Genomic DNA, 14,345 nt, shown 5'->3' with positions numbered 1-14,345 from the left:
CCCCGGCCGCCCACCCGGGGCGGGGCCGGCCGGTCTCCGCGGCCCGGCGTCCGGCCGCGCCCCTCGGCACGTCGGCGGCCGGGCCGCGATCCGCCCGTGCGCGAGGATCCGGCGCCTTTTCGGCGGGGCGCGGCTCGCACGCGTCCCGGGAACCGTGCGCTCTGCAGGGCGGCTCCGGCGGCCCCCGACGGTACGTCAATGGCATTCGGGTGAAGGGGCGTTGGAACATCGACCACATGATTGTCATGGCCTGAACACATCGATACCCTGAACGCGCTTCGGCCGTTTCCTCACACTGCCTCGGCCCCTGAGCGCTGTCCCGTAATCCCTGGCGGGCGCGCGACGACAGCTACGGCACCTCGCCGCGTTGTCGGAACGTCCACATACATCCAGTATGCGGACGCCCCTCCGCCTTGCGATGCACCACATCTGACGCCGCGCACCGGTCCACCACGGATTACGGGACACCGCTTGGGCCCACCCCACTCGGGCCCCGGGGCCGTTCCTCCATCCCCCCACACAGATCAGGAGCAGGTATGCCCCGACGAGCCGCCGATCGCACCAGGGCCCGCGCGTCCGCCCTGGCGGCCCTCACCGCCACCGTCCTGGCCGCGACCGGCACCCCGGCCCTCGCCTCCCCCGACGACGGCCGCCCGATGAACCGGGCGTTCGCGCGGGCGGCCGAGAGGTTCGACGTGCCCCGGGACCTGCTCGCCGCGGTCGGCTACGGCGAGACCCACCTCGACGGCCACGCCGGGCGCCCCAGCCAGGCGAACGGGTACGGGGTGATGCACCTGGTGAGCAACCCCGCGAACCGGACTCTGGAGCGGGCCGCCGCACTCACCGGCGAGTCCGCGGCCGCTCTGCGCACCGACACCGCGGCCAACATCCTGGGCGGCGCCGCCGTGCTGCGGGGCTACGCGGACAAGCTCGGCCTCGACGCCCGGGACCGGGACGACATCGACGCCTGGTACCCCGCCGTCGCCCGGTACAGCGGCGCCCGGGGACCGGCCGCGGCCCTCTACGCCGACACGGTCTACACCTTCCTCGCCGACGGCCTGGACGCCGTCGTTCCCGGTGGCGAGAAGGTCTCGGTGACCGGGCGTCCGGTCACGCCGCAGAAGGGCGCGTTCGCCTCGGCCGCGGTGCGCGCCCAGAGCCCCGACTATCCCTCGGCGCTGTGGGTCCCGGCCCACACCAACAACTACGCCACCGGCCGCTCGGCGAAGATCGACAAGGTGATCGTCCACGTCACGCAGGGCTCCTACGCGGGCTCGATCAACTGGTTCCAGAACCCCGCCGCGGAGGTGAGCGCGCACTACGTGGTGCGCTCCTCTGACGGCGAGATCACCCAGACGGTGCGCGACAGCGACACGGCGTACCACGCGCGCAGCGCCAACGCCTCGGCCCTGGGCATCGAGCACGAGGGGTTCGTCGACGACCCGTCGTGGTTCACCGACGCGATGTACCGCTCGTCGGCGGCGCTGACCCGGTACCTGTGCGACCGCTACGGCATCCCCAAGGACCGCGCGCACATCATCGGGCACAGCGAGGCGCCGGGCAACGACCACACCGACCCCGGCCCGAACTGGGACTGGGCGCGCTACATGGAACTGGTCGGCGGGAGCAACGGCGGCGGCACCCCGGCCGACGGGCTCAGTTTCACCGCGTACGCCCCCCAGCGCAGCGGCTCGACCGGTCCGCAGGTGTCCGCGGTGCAGCGCCTGCTGGGCGAGCAGGGGCATTCCGCGGGCGCGGTGGACGGCAGCTTCGGCCCGGCCACGCAGCAGGCGGTGACCGCGTACCAGTCGGCCCGCGGGCTGGTGGCGGACGGCGTCGTCGGGGCGAGTACCTGGACCGCGCTGCTGTCGGCCGGTTCGGCGCCGACGCTGGAGCAGGGCGCCTCGGGCGACGAGGTGAAGCGGCTCCAGCGCGCGCTGACCGCGGCGCTCGGCACGACGGTCGCCGTCGACGGGAGCTTCGGTCCGGCGACGGCGACGGCGGTGCGCGGCTACCAGACGAGCCGGGGGCTGGTGGCCGACGGCGTCGTGGGTCCCGCCACCTGGGCGGCGCTCCGGGCCGGCCGCTGAGGGCGACCCTCCCGGCGGGGCCGCGGGACGGATCGCACGGCGCCCCGCCCGCCCGAGCCGCGCCGGCCGACGGGGCCGTCGGCCGGCGCGGCGGGTTCCGTCCGGCACCCGTCACGTTTCGGTAACCTGGCCGAAACCCTTGACGTTTCTCCTGGCTCGTTCTTAACCTCACAGCACTGCGTATTTGGCAGTACCGGCAATTCCGTGCTGCGGCGCTTTCCGCAGTGTTGTGACAGGCATAGACACAGACCACCTGTCGGTGGTTTCGTCATGCCTGTTTTTTTGTGCTCCCCGTGCCGCCGATGGGTCTTCCTCGAAGGCGGATTCATGGCACAACGTCCGAGCGTCAAAGGCGTCGTCGACGTCGTTGCGCTCATCGATGGGCTGGGAAAGATCACCGGCCGGGCCCGGATCATCTGGTTCCTCGTGTTCGGCGGGCTGTTCCTCGACGCCTACTCGAACGCGGCGCTGAGCGCCGGTCTGGGGCCGATGACGACCCAGATGGAGCTCACCAGCACCCAGGTCTCGATCCTCACGGCCACCGCTCCGGCCCTGGCGATCATCTTCAACCCCGTCGGCGGCTGGCTCGCCACCCGCATCGGCCGCGTTCCCCCGCTGCTCATCGCCAAGGTGTTCGCGATCGCGGGCGCCCTGCTCGCCGCGTTCGCCGGTGACTTCACCGTCGTCTGGCTCGGCCGGGTCCTGGTGGGTGTCGCGTACGGCATCGACTTCGCGGTGGCGATGGCGCTGCTCGCCGAGTACACGCCCGCCAAGCTGGGCGGCCGGCTCAATCTGTGGCAGGCCGTCTGGTACGTCGCCACCACCAGCAACCTCGCCCTCGCCCTGGTCTTCTTCAACCTGGACGTCGGCGCGGACATCTGGCGCTGGTCGGTCGGCTCGGCCTCGGTCGTCGCCGCCGCGCTGCTGATCGGCCAGGCGCTGATGCTCAAGGAGAGCCCCACCTGGCTGGCCAGCAAGGGCCGGCTCGACGAGTCGGTGGCCAACCTGGACCGGATCTACGGGATCGAGGCCGTCGCCGGAAAGCCCGACGAGGCGACCCGCGCCGCCACCGAGGCGCCCGCCATCGGCTTCCGCCAGGCCGGGCTCCTGTTCCGGGGCGAGTACCTGCCGCGCACCATCCTCTCCTCGGTGATCTCGCTCGGACAGTCGATGCAGTACTTCGCGGTCGGCTGGTACCTGCCGCTGATCAGCCTGGCGATCTTCGGCGAGAGCTTCGAGAAGGCCACGGTCGGCTCGATGGTGTTCAACGCCTTCGGTATCGCGGGCGGACTGCTGTCTGCGTACTTCGGCCGCCGGCTCGGGCTGCGGCTCAGCTCCGCCGCCGGTTTCGCCGGGGTCTTCGTCGCCCTGGTGGCGATGGGGCTGACCTTCGAGAAGGTGCCCACCGCCGTGGCCTTCCTGCTGCCGGTGCTGTTCATCCTCTGCCACTCGGCGGGCCCCGGTGCCAACGGCAAGTCCATCGCCGCGCTCTCCTACAGCAGTGACGTCCGTGCGCTGGGCACCGGTGTCACCGGGATGGTGGGCAGCTTCGGCAGTGTCGTCGGACTGTACGTGTTCCCGCAGATCAAGGACTCCCTCGGGCTCGCCGACACCTTCCTGGTGCTCTCCGTCGTGCCGCTGCTCGGTCTGATCACCTGTCTGGTGATCAAGTGGGACCCGACGAAGGCCGCCTCGCCCGACGAGGTGGCCGGACAGGACCGCGCCGCCTCCGCACCGGCCGCGTCGTCCGTGACCGCGCGCTGACCCGCGGCCGCCCGACCCTCCCCGTCCCTCCGTACGGCCTCGCTCGCGATGGCTGGCAATGAAAGGGCTGCCATGACGCAGACGTTCCCCGGCGCCACCCCACGGCGCGGTGTGCTGTCCATCGACGAGGGCACCACGGGCACCCGGGCCGGAGTCGTCCTCGACTCCGGCACCGCCCACGAGGTGTTCTACCGCTCGATCATGGTCGGCCACCCGGACGACCTCTCGGTCGAGCAGGACCCGATGGAGATCTGGACCGCCACCGTCGAGGTGGCCCGCCGGGCCGTCGGCCGGGCCCGCGAGGACGGGATCGGGATCACCGCGGTCGCGTTGTCCACGCAGCGGGCCACGGCGATGCTGTGGGACCGGGTCACCGGGCGGCCGCTGCTGCCCGCGGTGGTGTGGCAGGACCGGCGGTACGCGCACGAACTCACCGCGTACGAGGCGGAGTGGGACGCCGCCCTGCTGGCCCGCCAGGGCCGGCCGGTCGGTGCCCGATCCCCGTTCCTCTGGGCCGCCCGTCAGATCGCCGCGCACCCGGAGGTCGCCGAGGCGCACCGGGCCGGGCGGCTGCTCTTCGGCACCGTCGACACCTGGCTGATCTGGCGCCTGACCGGTGGCGCCGTGCACGCCACCACCCCGACCAACGCCGCCTCCACCGGCGGCTACCTGCTGGAGCGGCACGCCTGGGACGAGGAGTGGATCGGCCGGCTCGGCTTCCCCCTCGACCTGCTGCCCGAGCTCCGCTCCGACGACGCCGGATTCGGCGTCACCGACCCGGCCGTCCTCGGTATCGCCGTCCCGCTGGCCGCCTCCATGGGCGACCAGCACGCCGCGCTCGTCGCGCTCGGCGGCCTCGCCGCCGGGCAGGGCATGTGCGTGTACGGGACCGGCGCCTTCGTCGACGCGGCGACCGGCACCACGCCCGCCCTGCCCCGGCCGGACATCTCCGGGGTGCTCGCCCAGCCCGGCCGGCGGCAGGGCACCATCAGCCACTACAGCCTGGAGGCGTACACCTCCACCGCGGGTTCGGCGCTGCGCTGGCTCTGCGACGACCTGGGCCTGTTCGCCTCGCCGAAGGAGCTCGGTGAGGAGGCGGGCCGGGTCCCCACCCGGCCGGGCCGCACCCCGCGTTTCGTCCCGGCACTCGCCGGGGTCCGTACGCCGGTCTGGCACCCGGAGGCCACCGCCTCCCTCACCGGGCTCACCCTGGCCACCACCCGCGCCGACCTCGCCCGCGCCGTGCTCGACGGGATCGCGCACTCGGTGTGCGACCTGATCGACGGCGTCGCCGACACCATGGGCACCCCGTTCACCCGGCTCCGGGTCGGCGGCGGCGTCTCCGGCAGCGATCCGCTGATGCGGATCCAGGCCGACCTGACCGGCCTGCCGCTGGAACGGGTCTCCGACTCCGCCACCGCGAGCCTGCGCGGCACCGCCTACCTGGCCGGGGTCGCGCAGGGCCTGTGGTCCTCGCTGGAGGAGGTCGTCGAGGCGCAGCCGCACGGACAGCTCTTCGAACCCTCGATCACGGCGGCCGAACGCACCGAGCAGCGCGCCGCCTGGCGCGACGTACTGATCGCCCACCTGAACGACCCCGCGCTGCTCCCCCTGCGGGAGGGCGCACCCGAACCTCACACCCCCCACTGACGGCCCCGGCCGTCGTCGGCGGCCCGCACACGATGACGCGGCCGCCGAACCGAAACACCAGGAGTTGATGTTGTGATCACCATGCCCGCCCGGAAACCGCGGCGCAACGCCGCGGCGACCCGCCGGACGCCCCTGCTGCTCGACCGGGCGGCCCTCAAGCGCCGGCTGGCCGACGACACGTACGACGTGCTCGTCATCGGTGGTGGCATCACCGGGGCGTACGCCGTGCTCGACGCCGCCTCGCGCGGTCTGCGCGCGGCCCTGATCGAGAAGGACGACTTCGCCTCCGGCACCTCGTCGAAGTCGTCGAAGATGGTTCACGGCGGCCTGCGCTACATCGAGCAGGGCAACGTCAACCTGGTCCGCCACTCGCTCCTGGAGCGCCACCGCTTCCGGAAGAACGCCCCGCACCTGGTGCACCGGCTGCCGTTCCTCTTCCCGATCCTGGAGAAGGAGGGTGTCTTCGACGCCCGCCTGGCCAAGGGCTTCGAGGGCCTGCTGTGGACGTACGACCTGGTCGGCGGCTGGCGGATCGGCAAGCTCCACCAGCGGCTCACCGTTCCCGAGGTGCTCGCCCAGGCGCCGACGCTGCGCGCCGAGAACCTCAAGGGCGGGCTGATGTACTTCGACGCCCGCACCGACGACGCCCGCCTCGTCCTCACCATCGTGCGCACCGCGGCCGCGCTCGGTGCGACGGTCCTCAACGGGGCGAAGGCCGAGGGCCTGCTGATGCAGATGGGCAAGGTGTCCGGCGCCCGGGTCTCGGCGGACGGCGACACCATCGACGTCCGCGCCCGCGCCGTCGTCAACGCCACCGGCGTGTGGACCGACGAACTGGACGCGAAGGCCGACGACGGCCACAAGCCGCAGGTGCGGCCCGCCAAGGGCGTCCACATCGTGGTGCCGTGGGACAAGGTCCGGATCAACTGCACGGTCACCGTGCCGATCCCCGGCCGGGCCCGCCGCGCGACCTGCACCCGCTGGGGCAACAGCGTCGTGCTGGGCACCACCGACGAGGACTACCGGGGCTCCCCGGACGACGTGCACTGCACCCGCGAGGAGATGGACTTCCTGCTGGAGGGCGCCAACACCGCCTTCGAGGGGAAGCTCACGCCGGACGACGTGGTCGGCTCCATCGGCGGTCTGCGTCCGCTGGTCGGCGGCAAGGAGGGCGCCACCCTCGACATGCGCCGCGACCACCACATCACCATCGGCCGCACCGGCATGGTGACGGTGACCGGCGGCAAGCTCACCACCAGCCGACACATGGGAGAACTCGTCATCGACAAGGTGATGACGGTCCTCGGCCGCAAGGGGAGGAGCCGTACCGGCGACCTCCCGCTGCTGGGCGGCGCCGGGTACGACTCCGAGGCCGTCGCCGCGTCCGGCGGCATCGCCGCGCACCTCGGCGAGCGCTTCGGCACCGAGGCCCGGTTCGTCGGCGACCTCATCCAGGAGGACCCGTCACTGGCCGAGCCGATCGTCGCGGGACTCCCGTACACCGGGGCGGAGGTCGTGTACGCGGCCCGTGCCGAACTGGCCCGTTCGGTCGACGACGTCCTCTCCCGCCGCACTCGTGCCCGGCTGTTCGCCCGGGACGCGTCCGTCGACGCCGCCGAGGCCGTCGGCGCGATCCTCGGCCGGGAACTGAACCTCACGGAGGCGGAGGTCGGGCGCTCGGTCGCCGAGTACCTCGCAGCCGTCCGTCACGAAAAGTCCGTACTCCTCGAAGGGGCAGCAGCATGATCAGCCGTCAGACCATCACCCACCCGTTCAACCGGGGCAACTACACCGTCGGCGCTCCCAGCTTCGCCAAGTGGGCGCAGAACACCCCGATCGGCGACGGCGAGGCCGCGCTCCAGGTGGACCCGGTCGAGGTCCCCGAGTCCGTGGTCGAGGCGCTGCGCGAGGTCGCGCACGCGGTGCACACCTCCCGCGACGAGGTCGTCACCCGGACCCGCGACTGGTGGGCCGGTTCGATGATCGGCGAGACCGAGGGCCGCCCGGCGACCCCGGACGCGGTGGTCGTCGAGGCCGCCGACGCCGACCAGGTCGCGGCCGTGCTGCGGATCTGCCACGAGGCCGGCGTCCCGGTCACCCCGTCCGCGGGCCGCTCCAACGTCACCGGCGCGGCACTGCCCGTCTTCGGCGGTGTGGTCCTGGACGTGTGCGGGCTGAACGTGATCACCGGCTTCGACGCCGAGTCGAACATCGTGGACGTCCAGGCCGGAATGTTCGGCGACCTCTTCGAGAAGCAGCTCCAGGAGGAGTACGGCGTCACCACCGGCCACTGGCCGTCCGCGTTCGCCGTCTCCACCGTCGGCGGCTGGATCGCCTGCCGGGGCGCCGGCCAGCTCTCCACCCGGTACGGCAAAATCGAGGACATGGTCGTCGGCGTCGACGTCGTGCACGCGGACGGCACCCGGGCCACCTACGGCGACTACGCCCGTGCCGCGGTCGGCCCGGACCTGCGCCAGCTGTTCGTCGGTTCCGAGGGCACCCTCGGCGTCATCGTCTCGGCCCGGCTGCGGGTCCACCCGCTGCCGGAGTACGCCTCCGCCGCCGCGTACGGCTTCAAGACCTTCGCGGAGGGCCTGGACGCCTGCCGCCGGATCATGCAGCGCGGCGCCACCCCGGCCGTCCTGCGCCTGTACGACACCCTGGAGTCGGGCACCCACTTCGGCCACCCGGAGACCAACCTCCTGCTGATCGCGGACGAGGGCGACCCGGCGATCGTGGACGCCTCGATCACGGTCGCCAAGGAGGTCTGCGAGGAGTACGGCCCCGAGCTGGACAGCCAGGCCGTCTTCGAGCGCTGGTTGGACGAGCGGATGCTGGTCGGCAAGTCCGCCGACGGCTTCGAGCCCGGACCGGGCTTCGTCGCCGACACCCTGGAGATGGCCGCGTCCTGGACCGACCTCCCGGTGATCTACGACGAGGTGGTGGCCGCGATCCAGGCGGTGGACGGCACCCTCGCCGCCTCGGCCCACCAGTCGCACGCGTACACCGACGGGGCCTGCGTCTACTTCTCGCTCCGCGGGAACGTGGCGCCCGAGTCGCGCCGCGACTGGTACCGCGCGGTGTGGGACGCGGCCAACGCCGTGCTGATCAAGCACGCGGCGGCACTCAGCCACCACCACGGCTGCGGTCTGCTGCGCGGCCCGTACCTGGAGGAAGCCCTCGGAGCAGGCTTCGCGACCTTCGTCGCGGTGAAGAAGGCCCTGGACCCGGCCGGCATCCTCAACCCTGGCAAACTGGGCCTTCCCAGCCGATTCGGTACGTCCCCGCTGAGCTGACCCCGGCCTCAGCAGCCACGAACCCCTTCTTCCCAGGCAGGCCGTTGCCATGACCCCTTCCCCGTCCCGGTCCGGTGCCCCCCTCGACCCCCGGCTCGCCTCCGCGCTCGCCGAGGTCCCGGTGGTCGCGTCGGTCGTCGGTACCCAGCCACTGCGGCAGTTCCTCACCGCACCGGCCAGGATGTGCATCGTCGCGTCGCTCGCCGTGGGGCAACTGCCCCAGGTCGTACCGGCGCTGGGCCGGGCGGGGAAGACCGTGTTCGTGAACGTGGACAGCAGCCCCGGTCTGGCCCAGGACCGGGGCGCGCTGGAGTTCATCAAGAACATGGGCGCGCACGGCGTGGTCAGCACCCGGCTCTCCCTCATAGAGAAGGGCAGGCCGCTCGGCCTGCTGACGATGATGAAGGTGTTCGTCACCGACCGGTCCAACCTGCGCCGCTCCACCGACGCGATCTCGCGCGGGGCGCCGGACCTCGTCGAAGTCATGCCCGCCCCGATCGTCGCCCGGATGAGCGCGCAGGCACAGCGCGCGATGTCCCCGTCGGTCGCCGCGGGCTTCGTGGAGTCCCCCGCGGACGTGGCGCTGGCGCTGGCCCTCGGGTCCGTCGCCGCCGCCACGTCCGACCCCCGCCTCTGGAGCCTGCGCCGCGACCAGCTGCCGCCGGTCCCGCCCGCCGCGCTGAAGAGGCCCGCCGCACCACCCCAGGAGTAAGTCCCCATGTCCTACGTCGTCGTCGCCCGCTACCGCACCAGGGAGGGCGAGGAGAACACCGTCCTCCCCCTGCTCGACACCATGGCCGCCGCCTCCCGCCAGGAGCCGGGCAACCTCGCCTACCGCGTCCACCAGGGCACCGAGGACCCGCGGGCGATCGTGCTGTACGAGGAGTACGTCTCCGAGGCCGACTTCACCGCGCACTGCGCCACGCCCCACTTCCAGGAGATCGTGCTCGGCAAGGTCGTCCCGCTGCTGGAGAGCCGCGACGTGCTGCGCTGCGCCCCGCGCCCGGAGGTGCGGGCATGAGGACCCGCGCGGCGGTGCTGCGCGGGGTGTCCACGGCCCGCCCGTATTCCGATACCCGGCCGGTCGAGGTGGAGGAGCTGGAGCTCGGCGCCCCGCGCGAGGGCGAGGTGCTGGTCAGGATCGCGGCCGCCTCGCTCTGCCACTCGGACCTGTCGGTGGTCAACGGTGACCGGGTCCGCCCGCTGCCGATGGCGCTGGGCCACGAGGCGGTCGGCGTCGTGCAGGAGACCGGGCCGGGCGTCGGCCGGGTCCGTGCCGGTGACCACGTGGCCCTGGTCTTCGTACCGAGCTGCGGCTTCTGCGCCGACTGCGCGGCCGGCCGGCCCGCCCTGTGCGCGCAGGCCGCCGCGGCGAACGGCTCGGGCGGTCTGCTGCACGGCCCGTCGCTGCTGACCGACGCCGCCGGCGCCCCGGTCCACCACCAGCTGGGCGTCTCCGCGTTCTCCGAGTACGCGGTACTCGCGCAGGAGTCGGTGGTGCCGATCCCGAAGGACATCCCGTTCGCGGTGGCGTCGATGTTCGGCTGCGCGGTCCTGACCGGTGCCGGGGCCGTCATCAACACGGCGGCCCTGCGCCCCGGCCAGTCGGTGGTGGTCTACGGCCTGGGCGGCGTGGGCCTCTCCGCGGTGCTCGGCGCCCGTGCGGCCGGGGCCTGCCCGGTCGTCGCGGTCGACCCCGTCGCCGGGAAGCGCGAGCTGGCCCTCCAGTTGGGCGCGACCCACGCGTTCGCCCCCGGCGAGGCGGTCGAGGCGATTCGCGAACTCACCTCCGGCGGCGCCGAGGTGGCGGTCGAGGCGGTGGGCAGCCCGAAGGTGATGGCCGAGTGCCTGACGGCCGTGGCGCGGGGCGGCAAGGTCGTCTCGGTGGGGCTGCCCGCGCCCGACCGGGTGCTGGAGGTCCCGGCGCTGGCATTCGCGGGCGAGGGCAAGTCCCTGCTGGGCTCGTACATGGGCGACGCGGTCCCGCGCCGCGACATCCCCCGGTTCCTGGACCTGTGGCGGGCCGGTCTGATGCCGGTGGAGCGGATGCACACCGGCACCCTGCCGCTGAGCGACATCAACGCGGCGATGGAGGAGCTGGCCTCGGGCCGGGCGATCCGCCAGGTCATCGACACGTCGGGGATGCCGGACGCCTGATCCGGTCCGCCCGGCGGCCCCTCCGTGCGCGGTGGGGCCGCCGGGCCGCGCCGTCCGCGCGCCGGTTCGGCATCACGTGTCCCTGCCACTGCGCAGGGGTGTCTGGACGAAGGAGCCGAGCCGGCAGCCAGTTGGGCGCCGCCTTCGGACCCGGCCCTTCGAGGCCGGGTCGAGTCGACTCCGCCGGAGCAGCCGGTGACCGCGCGGCGCGTGCTCAGCCCGCCCGGTGCGGATCGCCGCGGTCGCGCCACACCAGTGTGTAGCGCCAGAACAGCCGACGCCGGAGGTGTGCCCCCGGCAGCACCCGGCGCGCCTCGTGGACGATCTCCGGGAACGTCATCGCGGCAGGACGGGTCCGGGCCGTCATCGAGGCCGGGCGGGGCGCGGGCCGCCCCCTGTTCCTGATCCAGCCCGTGGCGGCGTTCAGCGGCACGGAGACGAGGGCCAGCAGGAGATCGACACGGGTCGACTCCCGGGCGAGGCCGACCACCACCAGGGTTCCGCCGGGGGCCAGACGCTCCCGGAAGGCGGCGAGCGCGTCGGCGAACGGCAGGTGGTGGAGGACGGCGACACAGGTGATCGCGTCGTACGGGCCGGGCGGCACCCCGTCCGGCGCCTCGGCGACGGCGAACGTCACCGGGGTACCGGGGACGGTGAGTTCACGGGCCCTGGCCACGATCTCCGGGTCGGCGTCGACGGCGTCCACCGCCCGCGCCCGGGTCGCCAGGAGCCGGGCCAGGTCCCCGCTGCCGGAGCCGACGTCCAGGGCCCGGTCGCAGCGGGCCGGGAGCCGGCGCAGGATCCATCGGTGGAAGTGGGCGTTGTGGTCCCAGGGGTGAGCCGTGTTGAAGCGGTCGAGGGCCCGGAGGAACCGCTGCGCCGGGCGCGTCATGGCCGTGCGCCGGTCGGGGCAGCGGGTCGCGTTCCGTACCGGTGGCCCGGTGGGGTCCGCCCGCACCCGCCGGGGAGAGGACGGCAGCGGGTGGCAGGGGGCCGGGCGGGGGTGCGGGAGGAACCGGGGCGCATGGGCGCAGAGGCTATCCGACGCGGTGCCGCCCCGGCAGTGGGCCGGCACCCGCTCCCGGCGGCGCGTGGCCGCCCTGCTACGTTGACGGGCATGTTCCTCCCCCGTGCGTAGGACCCCGTGACGGACGCACCCCGCCCTGCCGGGTGCGTCGCTCCGGTGTCCCCGCACGCCCGCAGCGCCGTGCACCGCGCTGCCCTCACGAGGAACGTCCTCATGCTCCGGCCTTCCCCCGCGCCCTCGCGCGCTCCTTCGTACGCCGTGGTCCTGCGGACCCCGCATGCCGCCCGCGCCTTCGGTTCCGCCCTGCTGGGGCGGCTGTCGTACGGCATGGCCCCACTCGCCCTGATGCTGGCGGTGAAGGACGCCACCGGTTCCTACTCCGCGGCCGGCGTGATCATGGCGCTGTTCGGGGCGACCAGTGTCTGCCTCTCCCCCGTCCGGGCCGCGTCGGTCGACCGGTACGGGCCGCGCCGGGCGCTGCCGCCGATGGCGGGCGCGTACGCGGTGCTGCTCGCCGCCCTCGCGTACACGACCTGGCGGCAGGGCGCCTCCTCGCCGCTGCTGGGGACGCTCGCCGTGGCGGCGGGCGCCTGCACACCGCCGCTGGGGCCGGTGATGCGAACCCTGTGGAGCCGGCTGGTCCCGGACCGGGAGCTGTTGCGTCGCGCGTACAGTCTGGACGGCGTCGCCGAGGAACTGCTGTTCGTCACCGGGCCGTTGCTGGTCGGCGTGGTGATCCGGTACACCGTTCCGGCCGCGGGCGTCGCGATCGGCGCCGCGCTCGTGCTGGGGGGCACCCTGGCCCTGGTGTCCTCCCCCGCGTTGCGCGACACCGGCACGGTCCCTTCGTCCGCCCCGCCCTCCGCGTCGCCGCAGGCGGGCACCGGCACCCGGAAGACTTCCCGCGGACGGCTGCTGCTGGGTGCGGTGGGGCTGCGTCACGCCGCGCTCGTGGCCGCCTCCGTGGGGCTGTGTCTGGGGGCGCTCGATCTTCTGGTGGTGGCGTTCACCGAGGAGCATCACCGGGGCGGGGCGGTGGCCTGGGTGCTGGCCGCGCTCTCCGCGGGGAGTGCGGTCGGCGGGCTCGCGTACGGTGCCGTCCCCTGGCGTGCGTCGAACCGGGTGCGGCTTCCCGTCCCGGCCGCCGGCCTGGGTGCGGCGATGGCGGTGGCGGGCTTGTCGCCCGATGTGTACGTGCTGGTCGCGGTGGTCGCGGTCGCCGGGGTGTTCGTCGCTCCTGCTCTGACCACGGCGTATCTCGTTGCCGACGAGTCGGTGGACCCGGCCGCGCGCACGCAGGCCGGGGCCTGGGTCAACACGGCGGTCAACGCCGGGTCCTCGGGCGGCACCGCGGTGGTGGGGCTGCTGGTGGACCGGGTGCCGCCGGCCGTCTGTTTCGCCATGGTCGCGGTGCCCGCGCTGATGTGTGCGGCGGTGGTGGCACGCGGAGCAGCCGGGCGTGCGCGGCGGTGAGCCGACGGCCGCGCCGGGCGGTGCGGACGGGGGCGGGCCGGGTCCCGGCGGCCTCGTCGCCCGGCGGGATCCGCCGCACCGCCGATCGCCCCTCAGGCCGGGCCCGAAGCCGATGCCCGGACCGTAGTACGGGATGGCGTATCGGTATCCGCCGCCGAGGACGTCGCGGTGGCCGTAGAAGGTGTTCTCCACCTTCGCCGGCGCGCGGTCCGTCGGAGCGAACTCCGGCGAACGGTCCGGGATCACTCCGTCGTGGCGGTCCACCAGGTCGTAGACGTAACGGGCGAACTCGCGCTGGTCGACCGTCAGCTTCTTGCCGTGCCGGGCGGTCCGGATCAGCTGCTCGCCCGCCAGGCGCCGGACCGAGGCGACCGGGATCGCGGTCTCGGTGCCGTACGGGGCGTAGCTCTCCAGCAAGACGCCGGTGCCGTCGTTGACGACGAACAGTGCCGCGGCGCCCGCGGCCACCGCGTTCGCCACCCGGTCCTCGGGGGCGACCGCGTCGCTGCGGCGGATCACGACCGCCTTGCCCCGGACGTCCAGACTCCGGTAGTCGGTGACGGCCCCGTTGCCCGCGAAGACGCCGTCGAGCTTCTTGCGGCCGCTCTCGGCGACGGGTGAACCGCCCTGCACGGTGAGCGGCACATCACGGCCCTCGGCCGTCAGGTCAATGAGCTTCTCGCCCTGCCGCCAGCGGGTCGGGAAGGAGAAGGAACCCGGGCTGACCTTCACGGTCGGACCCGCCGACAGCTGGTCGTGCATCAGCGGAATCCGGTAGGCGTCGCGCTGGACGGTGCCGTCCGGTGCGGTGCGGGCCATGTCATGGCGCAGCTGCCGGGTCTCGGTCTCCTTCGGTGCCCGACCGGCCGGAGGCCACCCGGCGGTCCG

Annotated in this window: 10 protein-coding genes and 1 pseudogene; 9 read left to right on the top strand and 2 right to left on the bottom strand. The window is 73.6% G+C overall.

The features are described 5' to 3' along the window. Positions 1-536: 536 nt before the first annotated feature. The 8 genes from ACFC79_RS21375 to ACFC79_RS21340 all read left to right on the top strand — a co-directional run bounded on the left by ACFC79_RS21375 (position 537) and on the right by ACFC79_RS21340 (position 10,957). Positions 537-2,090, top strand: coding sequence for a peptidoglycan-binding protein (locus tag ACFC79_RS21375; protein WP_376242357.1), 1,554 nt, complete (start codon positions 537-539; stop codon positions 2,088-2,090). Positions 2,091-2,417: 327 nt separating this feature from the next. Continuing rightward, positions 2,418-3,854, top strand: coding sequence for an MFS transporter (locus ACFC79_RS21370; protein ID WP_376242355.1), 1,437 nt, complete (start codon positions 2,418-2,420; stop codon positions 3,852-3,854). A gap of 72 nt (positions 3,855-3,926) precedes the next feature. After that, on the top strand, positions 3,927-5,504 hold the full coding sequence (locus ACFC79_RS21365; RefSeq protein ID WP_376242353.1) for an FGGY family carbohydrate kinase: 1,578 nt from the start codon (positions 3,927-3,929) through the stop codon (positions 5,502-5,504). A 72-nt stretch (positions 5,505-5,576) separates the two neighbouring features. Further along, positions 5,577-7,250 carry an FAD-dependent oxidoreductase gene (locus ACFC79_RS21360; RefSeq protein WP_376242351.1) on the top strand — a complete coding sequence of 558 codons (1,674 nt, stop codon included), beginning with the start codon at positions 5,577-5,579 and terminating at the stop codon, positions 7,248-7,250. Next, a complete protein-coding gene (locus tag ACFC79_RS21355; RefSeq protein ID WP_376242349.1) occupies positions 7,247-8,800 on the top strand; it encodes an FAD-binding oxidoreductase in 1,554 nt (517 codons plus the stop codon). Before ACFC79_RS21360 ends, ACFC79_RS21355 begins: the two co-directional genes overlap by 4 nt. Positions 8,801-8,849: 49 nt before the next feature. Continuing rightward, positions 8,850-9,512, top strand: a complete 663-nt coding sequence (locus ACFC79_RS21350) for a glycerol-3-phosphate responsive antiterminator (RefSeq protein WP_376242347.1) — start codon at positions 8,850-8,852, stop codon at positions 9,510-9,512. Between the two features lie 6 nt (positions 9,513-9,518). After that, the gene (locus ACFC79_RS21345; RefSeq protein WP_201850042.1) at positions 9,519-9,821 is read left to right on the top strand and encodes a putative quinol monooxygenase; all 303 of its coding nucleotides are present in this window, start codon (positions 9,519-9,521) and stop codon (positions 9,819-9,821) included. Then, the gene (locus tag ACFC79_RS21340; protein ID WP_376242345.1) at positions 9,818-10,957 is read left to right on the top strand and encodes a zinc-binding dehydrogenase; all 1,140 of its coding nucleotides are present in this window, start codon (positions 9,818-9,820) and stop codon (positions 10,955-10,957) included. The genes ACFC79_RS21345 and ACFC79_RS21340 overlap by 4 nt, the downstream gene beginning before the upstream one ends. A gap of 214 nt (positions 10,958-11,171) precedes the next feature. Here ACFC79_RS21340 and ACFC79_RS21335 read toward each other — a convergent pair whose 3' ends face one another. After that, positions 11,172-11,849, bottom strand: a complete 678-nt coding sequence (locus ACFC79_RS21335) for a class I SAM-dependent methyltransferase (RefSeq protein WP_376242343.1) — start codon at positions 11,847-11,849, stop codon at positions 11,172-11,174. A gap of 348 nt (positions 11,850-12,197) precedes the next feature. Here ACFC79_RS21335 and ACFC79_RS21330 point away from each other — a divergent pair, with 348 nt between their 5' ends. Next, positions 12,198-13,457, top strand: a complete 1,260-nt coding sequence (locus ACFC79_RS21330; RefSeq protein WP_376242342.1) for an MFS transporter — start codon at positions 12,198-12,200, stop codon at positions 13,455-13,457. A 105-nt stretch (positions 13,458-13,562) separates the two neighbouring features. On the opposite strand, the pseudogene ACFC79_RS21325 reads toward ACFC79_RS21330, so the two are convergent. After that, positions 13,563-14,318: pseudogene (locus ACFC79_RS21325) on the bottom strand (PA domain-containing protein); the annotation flags it as partial. Positions 14,319-14,345: the final 27 nt, after the last annotated feature.

The organism is Streptomyces sp. NPDC056061 (assembly GCF_042266885.1).
Classification (GTDB): domain Bacteria; phylum Actinomycetota; class Actinomycetes; order Streptomycetales; family Streptomycetaceae; genus Streptomyces.
Note: the sequence above shows the minus strand (reverse complement) of the source record. Positions and strands in the feature narration are given on the sequence as shown.

Coding starts and splice junctions, on each gene's coding strand:
- ACFC79_RS21375 (WP_376242357.1), top strand. CDS start 537: ATGCCCCGACGAGCCGCCGATCGCACCAGGGCCCGCGCGTCCGCCCTG.
- ACFC79_RS21370 (WP_376242355.1), top strand. CDS start 2,418: ATGGCACAACGTCCGAGCGTCAAAGGCGTCGTCGACGTCGTTGCGCTC.
- ACFC79_RS21365 (WP_376242353.1), top strand. CDS start 3,927: ATGACGCAGACGTTCCCCGGCGCCACCCCACGGCGCGGTGTGCTGTCC.
- ACFC79_RS21355 (WP_376242349.1), top strand. CDS start 7,247: ATGATCAGCCGTCAGACCATCACCCACCCGTTCAACCGGGGCAACTAC.
- ACFC79_RS21350 (WP_376242347.1), top strand. CDS start 8,850: ATGACCCCTTCCCCGTCCCGGTCCGGTGCCCCCCTCGACCCCCGGCTC.
- ACFC79_RS21345 (WP_201850042.1), top strand. CDS start 9,519: ATGTCCTACGTCGTCGTCGCCCGCTACCGCACCAGGGAGGGCGAGGAG.
- ACFC79_RS21340 (WP_376242345.1), top strand. CDS start 9,818: ATGAGGACCCGCGCGGCGGTGCTGCGCGGGGTGTCCACGGCCCGCCCG.
- ACFC79_RS21335 (WP_376242343.1), bottom strand. CDS start 11,849: ATGACGCGCCCGGCGCAGCGGTTCCTCCGGGCCCTCGACCGCTTCAAC.
- ACFC79_RS21330 (WP_376242342.1), top strand. CDS start 12,198: ATGCTCCGGCCTTCCCCCGCGCCCTCGCGCGCTCCTTCGTACGCCGTG.